Raw genomic sequence first — 18,147 nt, forward strand, 5'->3', positions numbered from 1 at the left:
ATTCGTTAACCTTGTCTTAAAAAGACAGATATATTTAAAAAGGAGTCATATATATCATGAACAAACGTGTAAAAATCGTTGCAACTTTAGGTCCTGCGGTAGAAATCCGTGGTGGTAAAAAATTCGGTGAAGATGGATACTGGGCTGAAAAACTTGACGTTGAAGCTTCAGCACAAAACATTGCTAAATTGATCGAAGCTGGTGCTAACACTTTCCGTTTCAACTTCTCACACGGTGACCACCAAGAACAAGGTGAACGTATGGCGACTGTTAAACGTGCAGAAGAAATCGCTGGTAAAAAAGTTGGTTACCTTCTTGATACAAAAGGTCCTGAAATCCGTACTGAATTGTTCGAAGGCGAAGCTAAAGAATATTCATACAAGACTGGTGAACGTATCCGCGTTGCTACAAAACAAGGTATTAAATCAACTCGTGAAGTGATTGCTTTGAACGTTGCTGGTGCGCTTGACATCTTTGATGACGTTGAAGTTGGACACCAAGTATTGGTTGATGATGGTAAATTGGGTCTTCGCGTTGTAGAAAAAGATGCTGCAAAGCGTGAATTTGTTGTTGAAGTTGAAAACGACGGTATCATTGCTAAACAAAAAGGTGTGAACATCCCTAACACTAAGATTCCTTTCCCAGCACTTGCTGAACGCGATAACGACGATATCCGCTTCGGTTTGGAACAAGGTATCAACTTCATCGCGATCTCATTCGTACGTACTGCAAAAGACGTAAATGAAGTTCGTGCAATTTGTGAAGAAACTGGTAACGGTCACGTTCAATTGTTTGCGAAGATCGAAAACCAACAAGGTATCGATAATTTAGATGAAATCATTGAAGCTGCAGACGGTATTATGATTGCTCGTGGTGACATGGGTATCGAAGTACCATTTGAAATGGTTCCAGTTTACCAAAAAATGATTATCACTAAAGTGAATGCTGCTGGTAAAGTTGTTATCACTGCAACAAACATGCTTGAAACAATGACTGAAAAACCACGTGCAACTCGTTCTGAAGTATCTGACGTTTTCAACGCTGTTATCGATGGTACTGATGCTACAATGCTTTCAGGTGAATCTGCAAACGGTAAATACCCACTTGAGTCAGTTACAACAATGGCTACAATTGACAAGAACGCTCAAACTCTTCTTAAAGAATATGGACGTTTGAACTCAGATTCATTTGAACGTAACTCTAAGACAGAAGTTATGGCTTCAGCTGTTAAAGATGCTACAAACTCAATGGACATCAAATTGGTTGTAACTCTTACTAAGACTGGTCACACAGCACGTTTGATTTCTAAATACCGTCCAAATGCTGATATCTTGGCATTGACATTTGACGAATTGACAGAACGTGGATTGATGTTGAACTGGGGTGTTATCCCAATGTTGACAGAAGCTCCATCATCAACTGATGACATGTTTGAAATTGCTGAACGCAAAGCAGTTGAAGCTGGTCTTGTACAATCTGGTGATGATATCGTTATCGTTGCAGGTGTACCACTTGGTGAAGCAGTTCGTACAAACACAATGCGTATCCGTACAGTACGTTAATAGACAGTTTGATCTTAAAGCCTTGCTGGTTGGTCCGAAAGGATCGGCCGCGAGGTTTTTCTTTTTCTTCTGTAGTGTGTTGATAAGAATTCTCACTAATGCTTACTTTCTCTTTTTTAAAGATCAAAAACATGGTATAATAAATAAAAAGGAAGGGAGACATACATGCCAAGGAGAGATTTAATTAGAAATGTCATCATTGTTGGTGTACTGGTTTTGGCACTGATTTTGCTTCGAATTTTTGTATTTCATCCATTTAGTATCAATGATAAAATGGCCAATGCTTCTGTGAAAACTGGAGATCTTGTGGTAGCGACTAGAAATGCTCAGGTAGATCGCAGTGATTTGGTCTTATACAAGGTCGGTGGAAAAGAATACCTTGGACGTGTCATTGCCAAAGAAAACGATGAAGTCAGCTACGTAGATGACGTCCTCTATTTGAATGGACAGGCAACACCAGAACCTTACCTAAATAAAATGCTGAATAAACACTTGGCGGCTCCAACGAGTAATGGGTATTATACGGATGATTTCTTCTTATCAGAGTTAAAAGGGACCAAGGCTGGTCGTGTACCATCCGATACTTATCTAGTCTTAAATGATAACCGTGGGGATACAGAAGATAGCCGTGAGTTTGGTTATATCCATAAAAATCAGATCGAAGGAGTCGTGAATCTGCGTCTCTATCCTCTCAATAAATTTGGATTTATAAAAGTAAAAGAATAGCCGAAAGGCTATTTTTTTTATAAATTTCAAAGAGAAACGATTAGGTGCCCAGACCGGATCGTCTGGCTATATGGATTTTGAAGCCAATCCTAAAATCTTGAAAAATAAGATCAAAAATCAAAAGGCTACCCAATACCAGAGTTTCAACGAGGCGCTGATCGATCTTCAGAATGATCGGATCGATGGCCTCTTAATCGACCGTGTCTATGCCAACTATTATCTGCAAACGGAAGGAATTTTAAAAGACTATAATGTCTTTCCTGTCGGTTTTGAGACAGAATCCTTTGCGGTAGGGGTGCGCAAGGCGGATAAAACCTTGAAGAAAAAAATTGATGAAGCCTTCGTAAAACTCTATCAAAAGGGCCAGTTCCAAAAGATCTCTAAGAAGTGGTTTGGGACGGATGTAGCGACAGATGACATCAAGTAAAAAAGAGAGTGGGACAGAAATCGGTAATTCGTTAGAATTCGATTTCGTCGTCCCACCTCCGCACAGTTGAGTAGGGCTGTAAAAGCTGATGAAATCAGCGTAGTAGAGCCCACTCAACCACTGCGTCTTGCTCGACAATGCAAAGACAATTGAGAGGCTAGGACTTTTGTCCCAGCCTCTTTTAGTCGGTTTTATTAGTAATTTGATGGAAAATCTTTTGCCAAGTTTCGTGGCGACGCCAGAGACTGGTATGGATTTGACCGTCTAGTTCATAACGTATGAGTTTGGTTTTTTGACTGATGGACTCCAGTTCAAAGTTTTGGAATTGAACTTGGTCGCTTGCGAGAGCCTCAATTAATTCTGCCTTGTTGTGTTCGTGACCGGTATCGTCAATCAAGGTATAATTATCCGCTAGTAATGTATCAAACTCTTGCTTAGCATAGAGGCGTTTTTCGTAGGTCAAGAGTTTCTTTTCAACGTTTTCGATCAGCTCATCCTCAGGAATTGAGCTAGGTTCTACATGGACGTCAATGTCAAAGACTCCAAAGTCTTCTTTCAGGAGATCCTCGACTTCTTCTGTGATCGCATGGCTTTCATAGACTGAAAGATCGGGATTCATCTCCAAGACAACGTCCAGATAGATATTGCTTCCGTAGGTCCGTCCGCGTTGGTATTTCACACGCGCAATCTTAGGGAGTTTTAAAATAGCTTTTTCGTAATCTTCGAGGAGACTATCGTCAAAGCCGTCTGAAAGACTAAAGGAAGATTCCATAAAAATATCGTAGGCTGTTTTGAGGATAAAGAAGGTGATGATGATGGCTGCGATTTTATCGACAATTGGATAGTTAAAAGCACTAGCAGCGATCGCGATCGACGTTCCAAGAGAAGTGACGACGTCTGAAAGATTGTCTTTTGCGGCCGCTTTTAAGGCTTTTGATTTGGCCCGTTTTGCTAAGCGAAGATTGTAGAAATAAACGCCTAGCATGACAAGGGCTGAAACCACTCCGACACCAGCACCGAGTGGATCAATGCTAACGGTTTCATTGCTGAAGATCTTTTGGAGGGTATCGCGTAAGACATCAAAACCGACATAAAACATAATGATGGAGGTGACTAGACTAGCTAGATCCTCAATTTTCCAGTGACCAAACTTGTGATCGCGGTCAGCAGGTTGGCGAGCGAGACGAATCCCGATGAGCAGAGCGGCATTGCTGATAATATCTGATAAGTTGTTAAATCCATCGGCTACCAAACTAGAGGAGTGAAGCAGATGGCCAGTAGCTAATTTTGCTGAAGAAAGTAGTAAATAGGCTAAAATACTGATGATGGCACCACGTTCGGCCAGTTTTAAATTACTGTATGGTTTTTCCAAAATTTCCTCCTACAACCTCGGATATGAACCTGTTTTCTTTAAGCTACTATTATATCGTTTTTGGAAGGGAAATTCAAATGAGTCCTTTTTTAAAAGAAGCTAGACAGGTTTTTGTGGTATAATAGAACGATTGAATGAATGAGGAGTATGAGATGAATCCTTTATTGAATGGTATGAATGATCGCCAAGCAGAGGCGGTCCAAACGACAGAAGGTCCCCTCTTGATTATGGCGGGAGCTGGTTCTGGTAAGACACGTGTCCTGACCCACCGGATCGCTTACTTGATCGATGAAAAAATGGTCAATCCTTGGAATATTTTGGCCATTACCTTTACCAATAAAGCTGCTCGGGAGATGAAGGAGCGGGCTTATCAGTTGAATCCAGCCACCCAAGATTGCTTGATTGCCACCTTCCACTCCATGTGTGTGCGTATTCTCCGTCGAGATGCGGATCACATTGGCTACAATCGCAACTTCACCATTGTCGATCCAGGTGAGCAGCGGACCTTGATGAAGCGGATCTTGAAGTCCTTGAATTTGGATCCTAAGAAATGGAATGAACGGACCATTTTGGGAACTATTTCCAATGCTAAAAATGACTTGATCGATGAAGTGGCCTATGCTGCCCAAGCGGGAGATGTGTACACCCAGATCGTCGCCAAGTGTTATGAGGCTTACCAAAAGGAACTCCGTCAGTCAGAAGCGGTAGACTTTGATGACTTGATCATGCTGACCTTGCGTCTTTTTGACCAGCATCCAGATGTGCTGACCTATTACCAGCAGAAGTTCCAATATATCCACGTGGATGAGTACCAAGATACCAACCATGCCCAATACCAATTGGTCAAACTCTTGGCTTCACGTTTTAAAAATATCTGTGTCGTTGGGGATGCGGACCAGTCTATTTATGGCTGGCGTGGAGCAGATATGCAGAATATCCTGGACTTTGAGAAGGATTATAAGGAAGCTAAGGTCGTCCTCCTAGAAGAGAATTACCGCTCGACTAAGACGATTTTGCAAGCAGCCAATGATGTCATCAAAAACAATCGCCACCGCCGTCCGAAGAATCTCTGGACACAAAATGAAGACGGGGAAGAAATTGTCTATTACAGGGCTAATGATGAGCAGGATGAAGCGGTCTTTGTTGCTAAAACGATTGAAGAGCTTAGTCGCGAAGCTGGCTACAAACACCGTGATTTTGCGGTTCTCTACCGGACCAATGCCCAGTCACGGACCATTGAAGAAGCGCTACTCAAGTCCAACATTCCTTACACCATGGTAGGGGGCACCAAGTTCTACAGCCGGAAGGAAATTCGGGATGTCATTGCTTATCTGAACTTGATTGCCAACCTCAGTGACAATATCAGTTTTGAGCGCATTATCAATGAACCCAAGCGGGGAATCGGGACAGGTACAGTGGATAAGATTCGTGACTTTGCCCAACTGCAAGAGTCTTCACTCCTGGATGCTTCAGCCAATATCATGCTCTCAGGCATTAAAGGAAAGGCCGCTCAAGCCATTTGGGACTTTGCCAATCTCATTCTTGATTTTAGAGAAAGATTGGATCAGCTGACCATTACAGAGTTGGTCGAAGAGGTCCTTGACAAGACAGGTTATATGACGGCCCTAACCAATCAGGGAAATTTGGAAAGTCAGGCCCGCATTGAGAATATCCAAGAGTTCCTATCTGTTACCAAGAATTTTGATGAAAATGGAGAGACCGTCGAAGACGAATCAGGTGTGGAAACCTTGAGTCGTTTCTTGAATGATTTGGCTTTGATTGCCGATACGGATGATGGAGCCCAAGAAACTTCAGAAGTCACCTTGATGACCCTTCACGCGGCTAAGGGATTGGAGTTTCCAGTCGTCTTCTTGATTGGGATGGAAGAAAATGTCTTTCCTCTTAGTCGTGCGGCTGAGGATCCAGATGAGTTGGAAGAAGAGCGTCGCTTGGCTTATGTGGGGATCACGCGGGCAGAGAAGGTTCTCTTCTTGACCAATGCTAACTCTCGTTTGCTTTTTGGACGGACCAGCTACAATCGTCCGACGCGTTTTATCAATGAAATCAGCTCGGATTTATTGACCTACCAAGGATTAGCCCGTCCAGTCAACACCAGCTTTAAGGCTTCTTATAGCAATGGTGCCGGAACGACCTTTGGAAAAGGCATGAGCCTGTCACAAGCCCTTCAAGAGCGCAAGAGACAAGCATCCCCAAGTGCTCTCACGTCATCAAGCCTACCTTTTGGTAATAGTAACCGTTCTAGCGCTAAAGAAAGCGTCGCTTGGTCCATTGGTGATATTGCCATTCACAAGAAGTGGGGCGAAGGGACTGTCCTAGAAGTCTCTGGTAGTGGCAGTACCCAAGAACTCAAGATCAACTTCCCAGAAGTGGGGCTAAAGAAACTCTTAGCCAGTGTCGCGCCAATTGAGAAGAAATAAACTGAAACCAGTAAGCTTAGCTTGCTGGTTTTGTCCTTTTATCAACTTCCCTTGGGTGAGGGCGGACGGTAGCGACTCCCTTTGGGATTCCATACCTTAGATTTGAGCCTTCCGTCTCAAATCTACCGAGCAGGAGAAACAAATCTGTTTCTCCTGCTTTTCTCACGGCGGGAAGTTTTAATGGTCATTGTTCTTCTTTCTCAAATTCTCTCATTTACTCTATTCACTGTCATAAACTAGGGAAATAGTAGGAGCAAGCCTCGTTTGCTGGTTTTGATTTTACTGGTGGCATGATATAATATACTAAGAATAGAGAAAGAGGCATACTATGAACGAAATCAAGTGCCCCAACTGTGGGGAAGTCTTTACAGTCAATGAAAGTCAATACAGCGAACTCTTGTCACAGGTACGGACAGCAGAGTTTGACAAAGAAATTCATGAGCGAATTCGGCAGGAGTTGGCTTTAGCTGAACAAAAGGCCCTTAATGAGCAGCAAGAGAAGTTAGCTAAGAAGGACCAAGAAATTGCCCAGTTACAAAACCAGATTCAACAGTTTGATACTGAAAAAGAATTGGCTAAAAAAGAGGTGGAGCAAACAGCTAGCCAAAGCCTGCTAGAGAAAGAAAAAGAAGTGCAAGCACTGGAGAATCAGTTGGCCACCTTGCGCTTGGAACATGAAAATCAGCTGCAAAAGACGCTGTCTGATCTAGAGAAAGAAAGAGATCAGGTCAAAAATCAGCTTCTATTACAAGAAAAAGAAAACGAGCTTTCTCTGACTTCTGTTAAGCAAAACTATGAAGCCCAACTTAAGGCAGCCAATGAACAGGTCGAGTTCTACAAGAATTTTAAGGCCCAGCAGTCGACCAAGGCCATCGGGGAAAGTCTGGAACAGTATGCGGAAAGTGAATTCAACAAGGTTCGCAGTTTTGCCTTCCCAAATGCCTATTTTGAAAAGGACAATAAGGTCTCTGCACGTGGGTCTAAAGGCGACTTTATCTTCCGCGAGTGCGATGAAAATGGGATGGAGATTATCTCTATTATGTTCGAGATGAAGAATGAAGCTGACGGGACAGAGAAGAAGCATAAGAATGCGGATTTCTACAAGGAATTGGACAAGGACCGTCGAGAAAAAAACTGTGAATATGCGGTTTTAGTGACCATGCTTGAAGCAGATAATGACTACTTCAACACAGGGATTGTCGATGTTAGCCACGAGTATGAGAAGATGTATGTGGTCCGTCCTCAGTTCTTTATCCAGATCATTGGGCTCTTGCGCAATGCGGCCCTCAATTCCCTTAAATACAAGCAGGAACTGGCGCTTGTTCGTGAACAAAATATCGACATCACCCACTTTGAAGAAGACCTGGATGCTTTCAAAGTTGCCTTTGCTAAGAACTACAATTCGGCTTCTGTCAACTTTGGCAAGGCCATCGATGAAATCGACAAGGCCATCAAGCGAATGGAAGAAGTCAAGAAATTCCTGACCACATCAGAAAATCAACTTCGTCTCGCTAACAACAAGTTGGATGATGTTTCCGTTAAAAAATTGACTCGGAAGAATCCAACCATGAAGGCTAAATTTGATGCTCTGAAAGGAGAATAATCTTTGTATTCAGCTAAGAACGCTACCTTGTCCATGAATGGGAAAACCATGGACTATGTGACATTTGGAAAAGGAAAGGACCCTCTAGTAATTATACCAGGCTTGGGGGATGGATTGCAGACCGTTAAAGGAAAGGCACAGCTCTTTTCTCTCTCGTATCGTCTACTTGCTAAGCGATATAAAATCTATGTTTTTTCTCGAATCAATGAGTTGAGACAGGGCTATACGACGCGGGATATGGCAGCAGATGTAGCAGAAGCAATGGAGACACTAAACATAGATACAGCCTATGTCATGGGGATTTCACAAGGTGGAATGATTGCCCAATGGTTGGTGGTAGATTTCCCTGAAAAGGTTCAAAAGCTCATCTTAGCCGTGACTACTGCAAAACCTAGTCAACTTGCTAGAGAGCGAATTGAGCATTGGCAAAAGCTTAGTCAATCTGGAACTTTTAGAGACCTCATGCTGGATATTGCAAAGCATTCTTACACGCAAAAGAGTTATCAAAAGTGGCGGTTGCTTTATAATATTATGGGTCGCTTGGGGCGAATCAAAGATGAAAATAGAATAGCCATTCAGTCTCAGTCTTGCCTGGAACATAATAGCCTTGAGGTCTTAAAAGAAATTCAGTGTCCAACCTTGGTCCTTGGTGCGCTTGAAGATGATGTGATTGGTGTGGACGGATCCAAGGAACTAGCAAAAGCGATTTCGGGTTGTCAACTCCTCATTCTTAAGCATTCTGGGCATGCTCTTTATGAAGAAAATAAAGTATTTCAAGAGGCTGTCTGTGAATTCTTAAACTAAAAAAAGCTGGAATTTTCCAGCTTTTTTATGTTAGTTAAATCGCAAAGAGATCGTTTAGGTTTTCAGCCATGGTTGGGTGGGTAAAGATTTGTTTTGCGATGTAAGTATAAGGGATCTTGTTGTCCATGGCCATGGTGATCAGGTTGATGAGTTCGCCTGCAGCTTCTCCAAAGAGCGTCGCTCCAAGAATTTCTTTGGTTTCTGGGTTGACAACGGCTTTGAAGGCCCCTCGGAGGTCTGCGTTGACATGGCCACGAGGCATGGCAGCAACTGGCAATTCTTTAACGGCAACTGGAAGTCCTTTGTCGCGTGCTTCTTGTTCGGTCAAGCCGACTTGGGCAAGTGGAGGAGCAATAAAGAGTGTTGTCGCATAATTTCTACGAGTTTCGAGGTTGTAGCTACCATCGCCTGTGAGATAGTTGAAGACAATGCGGAAGTCATCGAGCGACATGTAGGTGAACTGTGGACCACCATTGACATCCCCAACTGCAAAGACACCAGAGACGCTGGTTTCCAAATGACGGTTGACTTGGATCGCTCCACGATCAGTGACTTGGATGTCTGTGTTTTCAAGACCAAGTCCAGCTGTATTTGGCTTACGACCTGTTGCGTAGAGAAGGATATCAAACTCGAAGTCTCCCTTATCTGTGACAACCGTTAAGCTGTTTTGGCCATCTTTGATTTCTTGGGTATGAACGCCTTGCAAGAATTGAATACCGTCTTCTTCAAGGTAGCTTTTTGCAAGAGCTGCAATGCTTGGCTCGATTCGTGGCAAGAATGTTTCAGAAGCATCCAGCACCGTTACTTGGCTGCCCAAGGTATTATAGAGATGAGCAAATTCCAATCCAATTGGTCCACCGCCAAGGACACCCAGGCGTTTAGGTAGGTTTTCCAAACGTTGAATACCGGTTGAATCCACGGCAAATTTACTTTCAGCCAAACCTGGGATCGGAAGGACATTTGGCACAGCACCAGTATTAATAATAATGGTTTCAGCTGTCAATTCTTCCTTTTCATCTCCAGCTTGAATTTCGATGACCTTGTTAGAAACGAAACGAGCCGTCGCATCGATAATGTCTACACCAGTTCCAGCAATCGTTGCGTAGTTCTTACCATTGAGACGAGTAGTGACTGCATTTTTCTCATTCATGGCTTGCTCAAAATCCAAGCCTTTTTCTGCTGCAACAATCAAGGTCTTGGTGGGAATACAAGCGATATTGATACAAGTACCACCGTACATAGATTTGCTCTTTTCAATCAGAGCGACTTTTTTTCCTTGGCTTGATAATTTCGCTGCGAGTGTTTTACCAGCTTTACCAAATCCAATCACAATAACATCATACATTAACATATGTTACACCTTCTTTCGCTTTCTATTGTATCAAATCCATTTTAAAAAGTCTGAAATCTGCTACGGGATTTTTTAGGAGCTCATGAGAAGGGGGAAAGAGGGACAAGAAGTCTTGTTTCATGGTATAATAAAGGGTCGGTGGACCGGATGGTCACACAATCAGTTAGAAAGAGCAAATCAGATGGACGGAATTATCAATGTAAAAAAGGAAGCAGGCATGACCTCACATGATGTGGTATTTAAACTGCGAAAAATCTTAGGAACTAAGAAGATCGGCCATGGGGGAACGCTGGATCCGGATGTGGTGGGAGTGCTTCCAATAGCAGTTGGCAAGGCGACCCGGATGGTCGAATTCATGCAAGATGAAGGCAAGGTCTATGAAGGAGAAATCACTCTGGGATTTTCTACCACAACGGAGGATGCCAGCGGGGATGTCGTGGAGCGGACCCCAGTGGAAGTGCCTTTAGATGCAGAAGAGGTCGATCGCATGATTGCCCAAATGGTGGGAGAGATCGAGCAGGTACCGCCTATGTACTCCGCGGTTAAGGTCAATGGGCGTAAGCTCTATGAGTATGCACGGGCAGGAGAAGAAGTGGAACGCCCTGTCCGACAGGTGACGATTTATGAATTCACGCGTACCAGTGAGATTGGCTACGAGGAAGGACTAGCCCGTTTTCGCTTCCGGGTTAAATGCAGCAAGGGGACCTATATCCGGACCTTATCTGTGGACCTTGGTCAAAAACTGGGTTACGCAGCCCATATGTCTCATTTGACACGGACCAGTGCTGCTGGTTTGTCACTGGATGATGCCCTGACCTTAGAAGAAGTGGCTGAAAAAGTAGGGCAAGGAGATTTGAGCTTCCTTCATCCACTTGAATTTGGAACAGGGGATCTGGAAAAAGTAGAGCTGACAGTAGAAGAGGTCGGTGAAGTCCAAGTGGGACGCTTTATTCCGGTTGAGAGCGAAGCCAAAGAGTTAGCTGCTTTTTACCAAGGGAAATTGGTAGCCATTTTAGAAAAAAGAGAAGAACTTTACAAACCTCGCAAGGTTTTTCTGACAGAAAGTGTGTTACAATAAATTCATGAATATTCGTACGATTACTACTGCTAACCAGATCCATTTGGAGAATGAGACAGTTTTGGTTCTGGGCTACTTTGATGGCCTGCATCTGGGACATCAAGAACTTTTTAAAATGGCGCGTCAGATCGCGGATGAAAAAGGCTTGAAGGTCGCTTTGTTAACCTTTCCTGAATCTCCTAAGTTAGCCTTTGTTCGCTACCAACCAGAATTGTTACTCCATTTGCAAAGTCCTGAGGATCGGTTCCAAAAATTAAACGAACTAGGAGTAGATGAGCTCTTCCTCATTGATTTTACGACCGATTTTGCTTCTAAAACTGCCAAAGAATTTGTCGATCAATTTGTCAAAGCCTTGAGAGCCCGAGTTTTAATTGCTGGATTTGATTATAGTTTTGGCTCTGATAAGAAAAAGGCCTCTGACTTAGCTGATTATTTTGATGGTCAAGTGGAAGTCATTTCTCCTGTATTGGATCAGGGGGAGAAGATTAGTTCGACCCGTATTCGTCAAGCTATCCTAGAAGGACGCGTCCAAGAAGCTGCCCGTCTACTTGGTCACCCTTTATCCAGTCGAGGAATCGTCGTGCATGGGGATGCGCGTGGTCGCACTATTGGCTATCCTACCGCCAATCTAGCGCCGATTGACCGGACCTATCTACCATCAGATGGGGTTTATGTAGTTGATGTCGATTTTAAAGGGCAGATCTATCGTGGCATGGCTTCTGTTGGGAAAAATGTCACCTTTGATGGAAAAGAGCTTCGTTTCGAAGTCAATCTCTTTGATTTTACAGGAGATATCTACGGTCATACCCTGACCATTCATTGGTTGGATAAGATTCGAGAAATGGTCAAATTCGATGGGATCGATCAACTAGTGGCGCAACTAGAAGAAGATGAAGCAGTTTCACGAAACTGGACCAAGGGAGTGGGACAAAAGTCCTAGCCTCTCAATTGTTTTTGGATTGTCGAGCAAGACGCAGTGGTTGAGTGGGCTCTACTACGCTGATTTCATCAGCTTTTACAGCCCTACTCAACTGTGCGGAGGTGGGACGACGAAATCGAATTCTAACGAATTACCGATTTCTGTCCCACTCTCTTTTTTCGGGCCTCTTCTTGGGAAAAATGAAAGGGATTTCTTTTTTCCACTGAAATTCAGAAAAATCGTCTAGAAATCAAAAAAGCGCTTTTCAAGCACCTATTTTTTTTGTATAATAGAGTCAGATAGTTATATATAAAAAAAGAAGTGAACCACATGATTACATTATTTTTATCGCCGAGTTGTACATCATGTCGAAAAGCTCGGGCTTGGTTAAAAAAGCACGATGTTCCATTTAAAGAACACAATATTATGACAAGTCCTTTGAGCAAACAGGAGTTGACAAGTATATTGGCCTTGACCGAAAACGGAACAGACGACATTATTTCAACTCGTTCAAAAATTTTTCAAAAATTGGATGTTGATGTTGAAGATTTATCCATCTCAGCCTTGATCCATCTGATTGAGGAAAATCCAAGTCTCTTGCGGAGACCGATTATTTTAGATAACAAACGCATGCAGATTGGCTTTAACGAAGATGAAATTCGGGCCTTCTTGCCACGGAGTTATCGCAAACAAGAGTTACGCTCTGCCACTCTAAGAGCAGAAATAAACTAAGAAGTATGTCGAATGCAAAAAAATTATAGTTACCCACTGGACTTATCGTGGAGCACTGAAGAGCTTGCTTCAGTGCTTTCTTTTTTCAATAAAGTTGAAGAAGCCTATGAAAGTAAGGTAGAAGCCAAAGAATACATGGAAGCCTACCGCGCTTTTAAGAAGGTCGTGCCTAGTATCGGAGAAGAAAAGCGTCTTGGACGGGAGTTCGAAGAAGTGAGCGGTTATTCTCTCTATCGTGCGACCCAGGCTGCAAAGCAAAAAGAGGAAGGATGGTTTTCTCTTGAAGAATAAATTAGAGTTTGCCAAACAAATCGTTTTAGAGGCTGGAGACTACTTGCGTCTTCATCTCCATGATGACTTGATGATCTCAAAAAAGACTGGGCCGACAGATTTAGTCACCCAGATGGACCAACAGGTTCAAAAGGATTTGGTTGAAAAAATCACACATCGCTACCCAGATGATCGGATTTTTGCGGAGGAAGATGGCCTTCGCTCCCCAATTTCAGAAGGATCCGTTTGGGTGATTGATCCTATTGATGGGACCAATAATTTTGTGACCCAAAAGGAAGATTTTGCGGTGATGGTGGCCTATTTTGAAGACGGAATTGGTCAGTTTGGCCTGATCTACGATGTGATGCGGGATAACCTTTTTTATGGGGGTGGAGAATTCCCTGTGTATCGCAATGAGGTTGAACTGACACCCTTTGTGGACCAACCTCTGGAAAACTTTCTGATTGCTTCAAATGTCGGCATGCTTGAGAAAAATGACTGGGGTATGGCCGATCTTGGTATGGATTCTCTTGGCATTCGGGTCTACGGAAGTGCCGGTATTAGTTTTTCAAAAATTCTCTCAGGTGGGATTCTAGCTTATTTTAGCTATATCTGGCCTTGGGATTATGCCGCAGCTGCGATCATGGGGGAACAGTTGGGCTATACCGTTTTAAATCTAAATGGAGATAAACCTAATTACCAGTCAGTGGAACCCATTATGATGGTTCCAAAAGTGAAGTTAACAGAAATTCAAACCTATCTTAAGAAAGGGAGAAGTTAAATGAATTTTCCCAATGGTTTTAAAGAAAAATACCAGCATCTTCTAGGTGAGGATGCTGCTGCTTTTTTTGCGACCTTTGAACAAGAAGCAGTATCGGCCTTTCGGACTAATCCTTTGAAAGAAGCTCAAAAAGCATTTGATGATCCGATTCCCAATACCCCTTGGGGCCATTATGGAAAGGTCTCAGGAAAATCCATCGAGCACGCGACGGGCTTGGTCTATTCGCAAGAACCAGCAGCTCAGATAGTGGTCCAAGTCGCCCAGCCTAAGCCAGGAATGAAGGTCTTAGACTTGGCCGCAGCTCCTGGTGGAAAGACCACCCAGCTCTTGTCTTATTTGGATAATCAGGGACTCTTGGTCTCCAATGAAATCCACAAGGGTCGTTCGAAAATTCTTGTAGAGAATGTAGAACGCTTTGGTGCGCGAAATGTGCTGGTGACCAATGAGTCTGCCGATCGTCTGGCCAAAGTTTTCTCAGGCTTTTTTGATCTGATTGTACTAGACGCCCCGTGTTCAGGTGAGGGGATGTTCCGTAAGCAACCAGATGCCATGGACTATTGGTCCATCGATTATCCTCGAGAGTGTAGTCTTCTTCAAAGAGAAATTCTAGAGGATGCTCTCAAGATGTTGGTTCCAGGTGGTTCCTTGGTTTATTCAACCTGTACCTGGGCTCCAGAGGAAAATGAAGAGGTCGTATCCTGGCTTTTGGAAAACTATGATCTGGAGCTGGAAACGATCGAGAAGATCAATGGTATGGCAGAAGGCATTGACCATCCAGAAACGGCGCGCATGTATCCTCATCTCTTTAAAGGGGAGGGACAATTTGTTGCTAAGTTCCGTTATCTAGGAGAGAATCGTCCTGCCAAAATCCCTTCCAAAAAGGACCAATTATCTGCGGAGCAAAAGAAATGGTGGCAGGAGTTTTCTAAGAAACACTTGAAGATCACTCTAGAAGGTGTCCTCGAAACCTTTGGGGACGAGCTGTATTTGGTTCCTTTAGGTTTACCAGATTTGCGCAAAGTAAAAATAGCCCGAAATGGCTTGCACCTAGGAACCTTCAAGAAAAATCGATTTGAACCTAGTTTTGCCCTTGGTCTAGCATTGAGACCGAGTGAAGTCAAAGAGACCGTTTCGATCACGCCTGAGGACTTTGTTCATTATGTGGTAGGAGAGACGGTCCAATTGAAGGAAACGCATCCAAATGGATGGTACCAGGTCCTGGTCGAAGGCAATGGTTTGGGCTTTGCCAAAGTGACCGGACAGACCCTGAAAAATTTCTATCCAAAGGGGCTTCGTTTTAGGTAAAATGCTGGGCAAAGAACCCGTTCTATGATATAGTGGAAGTACAGGTTTTTTTGAAAAAAACTTGTCAAAATCATAAGTGAAATAGTGAAATATCAAGGAGACATGATTTGAAAAAGTCTAAAAAGCTGATCCTAGGACTAGCGACGATCGCATTAGCAGGAAGTTTATCTGCTTGTGCTTCTTGGATCAATCGCGGAGAATCCATCACTGCTGTCGGATCGACTGCCTTACAACCCTTGGTTGAAGGAGTAGTAGATCGCTACATTGAAGAACATCCTGGTAAGATTGTGAATGTACAAGGAGGAGGTTCTGGTACAGGACTTTCACAAGTTCAATCAGGCGCTGTTGATATCGGAAATAGTGACCTTTTTGCAGAGGAAAAATCTGGGATTGATGCTTCTAGTCTGGTCGATCACCAGGTAGCCGTAGCAGGGACAGCCATCATTGCCAATAAAAATATCTCAATCGACAATTTGACAACAGAGCAATTGCGAAAGATCTTTACGGGTGAATATACCAACTGGAAGCAATTGGGAGGTCCAGATCTTGAAATCACGATTGTGAACCGTGCAGTTGGTTCTGGTAGCCGAGCTATCTTTGATACGATCATCATGGATGGCAAACAACCCAAGCAGGCTCAAGAGCAAGACTCTAATGGAATGGTGAAAAACATCGTTTCTCAAACGCCAGGAGCCATCTCTTATCTAGCCTTTACCTACTTGGATAGCAGTGTCAAAACCATGAAGCTTAATGGCTATCAACCAACCAAAGCCAATGTTGTCAACAATAACTGGCCAATCTGGTCCTACGAACACATGTATACTAAGGGAAAACCTAATGAGTTGTCTAAAAAATTCATTGACTACATGATGACCGATGAGATTCAGCAAAAAGTTGTTGGCAAGATGGGTTATATCCCGATCAATGATATGAAAGTCACCCGTGATTTAAAAGGGAATGTGACAAAAAAATAAAAGAATTAGGTAAAAAATGAACGAAGTAGCAAAAAAAATGCTGACGAAATCAAAAAACTCCCGCCTAGAAAAATTTGGCAAAACCATTACTTTTCTATGCATGAGTTTGATTGTTGTCGTCGTTGCCATGATTTTGATTTTCGTGGCCCAAAAAGGTTTATCGACTTTCTTTGTCAATAAAGTCAATATCTTTAGTTTTCTATTTGGGAGCTCTTGGAATCCTGCCGCAAAGGAATTCGGAGCCCTGCCAATGATTCTAGGTTCCTTTATTGTAACCTTGCTTTCTGCCCTCTTGGCAACACCGTTTGCCATTGGTGCAGCAGTTTTCATGACAGAAGTCTCTCCTAAAGGAGCTCGTTTCTTGCAACCAGCCATTGAGCTTTTGGTGGGGATTCCTTCAGTTGTTTATGGATTCATTGGCCTTCAAGTGGTCGTCCCATTTACCCGTAGTCTCTTTGGAGGGACTGGTTTTGGGATTCTCTCAGGGGTCTTTGTCCTCTTTGTTATGATCTTGCCAACTGTCACCTTTATGACGACCGATAGCCTCCGAGCTGTGCCTCGTCATTACAGGGAAGCTAGTATGGCCATGGGTGCGACACGCTGGCAAACCATTTGGCATGTCACGCTCAAGGCAGCCCGCTCTGGAATCTTTACAGCGGTTGTCTTTGGTATGGCGCGTGCCTTCGGGGAAGCCTTGGCTATCCAGATGGTGGTCGGAAACTCGGCAGTGGTACCAACCTCGCTCACAACACCAGCTTCCACCCTCACCTCTATTTTGACCATGGGAATCGGAAATACCGTCATGGGTACGGTCAATAACAATGTTCTTTGGTCACTCGCCTTGGTATTGCTCCTCATGAGTCTTGCCTTTAACAGTGTGATTAAACTGATTACGAAAGAAAGAGGTAAGAAGAACTATGCACGCTAAACAAATGGATAAAATTGCAACAGGAGTGCTGTATGCTATTTCAGGGGTCATCGTTGCGATTCTTGCCTCATTGATCCTTTATATCTTGGTCCGTGGCTTGCCCCATGTATCTTGGCACTTCTTGACTGGGAAATCTTCTTCTTACCAAGCAGGAGGAGGGATCGGAATTCAATTGTATAATTCCTTCTTCCTCTTGGTCATTACCTTGGTGATTTCCTTCCCACTTTCTCTTGGGGCTGGGATTTACCTCTCTGAGTACGCTAAAAAAGGTCGTTTGACCAATTTGGTTCGTACCTGTATTGAGATCTTGTCTTCTTTGCCATCTGTCGTTGTAGGTCTCTTTGGTTACCTGGTCTTCGTTGTCCAGTTCAAATATGGATTTTCGATCATTTCAGGGGCCTTGGCCTTGACCGTCTTTAACCTGCCACAGATGACCCGCAATATCGAAGATAGCTTGCAGCACGTTCACCATACACAGCGCGAAGCAGGTCTAGCACTGGGCTTGTCTCGCTGGGAAACTGTGATCCATGTCGTGGTTCCAGAAGCTCTTCCAAGTATTATCACTGGGGTTGTCTTAGCCTCTGGACGGATCTTTGGGGAAGCTGCAGCCTTGATCTATACAGCAGGTCAGTCGGCTCCAGCCCTTGATTGGTCAAACTGGAATATCTTTAGTGTGACCAGTCCAATTTCGATCTTCCGTCAGGCTGAAACCTTGGCCGTCCATATCTGGAAGGTCAACAGTGAAGGAACTATTCCAGACTCGATCGAAGTCTCAGCCGGTTCTGCCGCCGTTCTTTTAATCTTTATCTTGATCTTTAACTTTGGAGCGCGCAAACTCGGAAGTTACCTCCATAAAAAACTAACATCTGCTTAAAGG

General features: G+C 43.5%; 16 protein-coding genes and 1 pseudogene. 15 read left to right on the top strand and 2 right to left on the bottom strand.

The annotated features are described in order from the left end of the window. The first annotated feature begins 56 nt into the window (after window positions 1-56). The 3 genes and pseudogenes from pyk to GMC92_RS00735 form a co-directional block, all read left to right on the top strand. Window positions 57-1,562: a pyruvate kinase gene (gene pyk, locus GMC92_RS00725; protein ID WP_155199454.1), complete on the top strand. Its 1,506-nt coding sequence runs from the start codon at window positions 57-59 to the stop codon at window positions 1,560-1,562. 165 nt (window positions 1,563-1,727) lie between these two features. Continuing rightward, window positions 1,728-2,288 (top strand): signal peptidase I, encoded by a 561-nt coding sequence (gene lepB / locus GMC92_RS00730; RefSeq protein WP_021152958.1) that lies wholly within the window; start codon window positions 1,728-1,730, stop codon window positions 2,286-2,288. 28 nt (window positions 2,289-2,316) lie between these two features. Next, window positions 2,317-2,715, top strand: a pseudogene (locus GMC92_RS00735) (transporter substrate-binding domain-containing protein); the annotation flags it as partial. Between the two features lie 181 nt (window positions 2,716-2,896). Here the strand turns inward: GMC92_RS00735 and GMC92_RS00745 are convergent. Further along, the gene (locus GMC92_RS00745; protein WP_155199455.1) at window positions 2,897-4,087 is read right to left on the bottom strand and encodes a cation diffusion facilitator family transporter; all 1,191 of its coding nucleotides are present in this window, start codon (window positions 4,085-4,087) and stop codon (window positions 2,897-2,899) included. Between the two features lie 152 nt (window positions 4,088-4,239). Between GMC92_RS00745 and pcrA the strand changes: the two genes are divergently transcribed. From pcrA to GMC92_RS00760, 3 genes are all read left to right on the top strand, one after another. Then, window positions 4,240-6,525 carry a DNA helicase PcrA gene (pcrA, locus tag GMC92_RS00750; RefSeq protein ID WP_155199456.1) on the top strand — a complete coding sequence of 762 codons (2,286 nt, stop codon included), beginning with the start codon at window positions 4,240-4,242 and terminating at the stop codon, window positions 6,523-6,525. 328 nt (window positions 6,526-6,853) lie between these two features. Continuing rightward, window positions 6,854-8,128 carry a DUF2130 domain-containing protein gene (locus GMC92_RS00755; protein WP_155199457.1) on the top strand — a complete coding sequence of 425 codons (1,275 nt, stop codon included), beginning with the start codon at window positions 6,854-6,856 and terminating at the stop codon, window positions 8,126-8,128. 3 nt (window positions 8,129-8,131) lie between these two features. Further along, on the top strand, window positions 8,132-8,932 hold the full coding sequence (locus GMC92_RS00760; RefSeq protein ID WP_049472261.1) for an alpha/beta fold hydrolase: 801 nt from the start codon (window positions 8,132-8,134) through the stop codon (window positions 8,930-8,932). Between the two features lie 34 nt (window positions 8,933-8,966). Here the strand turns inward: GMC92_RS00760 and GMC92_RS00765 are convergent, their stop codons facing one another. Further along, window positions 8,967-10,283 carry an FAD-containing oxidoreductase gene (locus tag GMC92_RS00765; protein WP_155199458.1) on the bottom strand — a complete coding sequence of 439 codons (1,317 nt, stop codon included), beginning with the start codon at window positions 10,281-10,283 and terminating at the stop codon, window positions 8,967-8,969. A 181-nt stretch (window positions 10,284-10,464) separates the two neighbouring features. Between GMC92_RS00765 and truB the strand changes: the two genes are divergently transcribed. The 9 genes from truB to pstA all read left to right on the top strand — a co-directional run bounded on the left by truB (window position 10,465) and on the right by pstA (window position 18,144). After that, window positions 10,465-11,361: a tRNA pseudouridine(55) synthase TruB gene (gene truB / locus GMC92_RS00770; RefSeq protein ID WP_155199459.1), complete on the top strand. Its 897-nt coding sequence runs from the start codon at window positions 10,465-10,467 to the stop codon at window positions 11,359-11,361. A 4-nt stretch (window positions 11,362-11,365) separates the two neighbouring features. After that, entirely contained in the window at window positions 11,366-12,301 is a 936-nt protein-coding gene (locus GMC92_RS00775) for a bifunctional riboflavin kinase/FAD synthetase (RefSeq protein WP_155199460.1), read from the top strand. 309 nt (window positions 12,302-12,610) lie between these two features. Continuing rightward, on the top strand, window positions 12,611-13,012 hold the full coding sequence (locus GMC92_RS00785) for a Spx/MgsR family RNA polymerase-binding regulatory protein (RefSeq protein ID WP_009732658.1): 402 nt from the start codon (window positions 12,611-12,613) through the stop codon (window positions 13,010-13,012). Between the two features lie 12 nt (window positions 13,013-13,024). Continuing rightward, window positions 13,025-13,303, top strand: coding sequence for a UPF0223 family protein (locus GMC92_RS00790; RefSeq protein WP_003003480.1), 279 nt, complete (start codon window positions 13,025-13,027; stop codon window positions 13,301-13,303). Next, entirely contained in the window at window positions 13,293-14,063 is a 771-nt protein-coding gene (locus GMC92_RS00795) for an inositol monophosphatase family protein (protein WP_155199461.1), read from the top strand. Before GMC92_RS00790 ends, GMC92_RS00795 begins: the two co-directional genes overlap by 11 nt. Then, window positions 14,064-15,368, top strand: a complete 1,305-nt coding sequence (locus GMC92_RS00800) for an RsmF rRNA methyltransferase first C-terminal domain-containing protein (protein ID WP_155199462.1) — start codon at window positions 14,064-14,066, stop codon at window positions 15,366-15,368. A 107-nt stretch (window positions 15,369-15,475) separates the two neighbouring features. Then, window positions 15,476-16,342: a phosphate ABC transporter substrate-binding protein PstS family protein gene (locus GMC92_RS00805; protein WP_155199463.1), complete on the top strand. Its 867-nt coding sequence runs from the start codon at window positions 15,476-15,478 to the stop codon at window positions 16,340-16,342. A 16-nt stretch (window positions 16,343-16,358) separates the two neighbouring features. Continuing rightward, a complete protein-coding gene (gene pstC, locus GMC92_RS00810; protein ID WP_014713132.1) occupies window positions 16,359-17,270 on the top strand; it encodes a phosphate ABC transporter permease subunit PstC in 912 nt (303 codons plus the stop codon). After that, the gene (pstA, locus tag GMC92_RS00815; protein ID WP_155199464.1) at window positions 17,260-18,144 is read left to right on the top strand and encodes a phosphate ABC transporter permease PstA; all 885 of its coding nucleotides are present in this window, start codon (window positions 17,260-17,262) and stop codon (window positions 18,142-18,144) included. Before pstC ends, pstA begins: the two co-directional genes overlap by 11 nt. Window positions 18,145-18,147 lie beyond the last annotated feature (3 nt).

This window comes from Streptococcus parasanguinis (genome assembly GCF_009717775.1).
In the GTDB taxonomy this organism is placed as follows: Bacteria; Bacillota; Bacilli; order Lactobacillales; family Streptococcaceae; genus Streptococcus; species Streptococcus parasanguinis_AG.

What these genes read in the sequence shown, in the direction of transcription:
- pstA (WP_155199464.1), top strand. Translation starts at nt 17,260, where the DNA reads ATGCACGCTAAACAAATGGATAAAATTGCAACAGGAGTGCTGTATGCT.
- GMC92_RS00775 (WP_155199460.1), top strand. Translation starts at nt 11,366, where the DNA reads ATGAATATTCGTACGATTACTACTGCTAACCAGATCCATTTGGAGAAT.
- GMC92_RS00785 (WP_009732658.1), top strand. Translation starts at nt 12,611, where the DNA reads ATGATTACATTATTTTTATCGCCGAGTTGTACATCATGTCGAAAAGCT.
- GMC92_RS00765 (WP_155199458.1), bottom strand. Translation starts at nt 10,283, where the DNA reads ATGTTAATGTATGATGTTATTGTGATTGGATTTGGTAAAGCTGGTAAA.
- GMC92_RS00755 (WP_155199457.1), top strand. Translation starts at nt 6,854, where the DNA reads ATGAACGAAATCAAGTGCCCCAACTGTGGGGAAGTCTTTACAGTCAAT.
- pstC (WP_014713132.1), top strand. Translation starts at nt 16,359, where the DNA reads ATGAACGAAGTAGCAAAAAAAATGCTGACGAAATCAAAAAACTCCCGC.
- GMC92_RS00800 (WP_155199462.1), top strand. Translation starts at nt 14,064, where the DNA reads ATGAATTTTCCCAATGGTTTTAAAGAAAAATACCAGCATCTTCTAGGT.
- pcrA (WP_155199456.1), top strand. Translation starts at nt 4,240, where the DNA reads ATGAATCCTTTATTGAATGGTATGAATGATCGCCAAGCAGAGGCGGTC.
- truB (WP_155199459.1), top strand. Translation starts at nt 10,465, where the DNA reads ATGGACGGAATTATCAATGTAAAAAAGGAAGCAGGCATGACCTCACAT.
- lepB (WP_021152958.1), top strand. Translation starts at nt 1,728, where the DNA reads ATGCCAAGGAGAGATTTAATTAGAAATGTCATCATTGTTGGTGTACTG.
- pyk (WP_155199454.1), top strand. Translation starts at nt 57, where the DNA reads ATGAACAAACGTGTAAAAATCGTTGCAACTTTAGGTCCTGCGGTAGAA.
- GMC92_RS00790 (WP_003003480.1), top strand. Translation starts at nt 13,025, where the DNA reads ATGCAAAAAAATTATAGTTACCCACTGGACTTATCGTGGAGCACTGAA.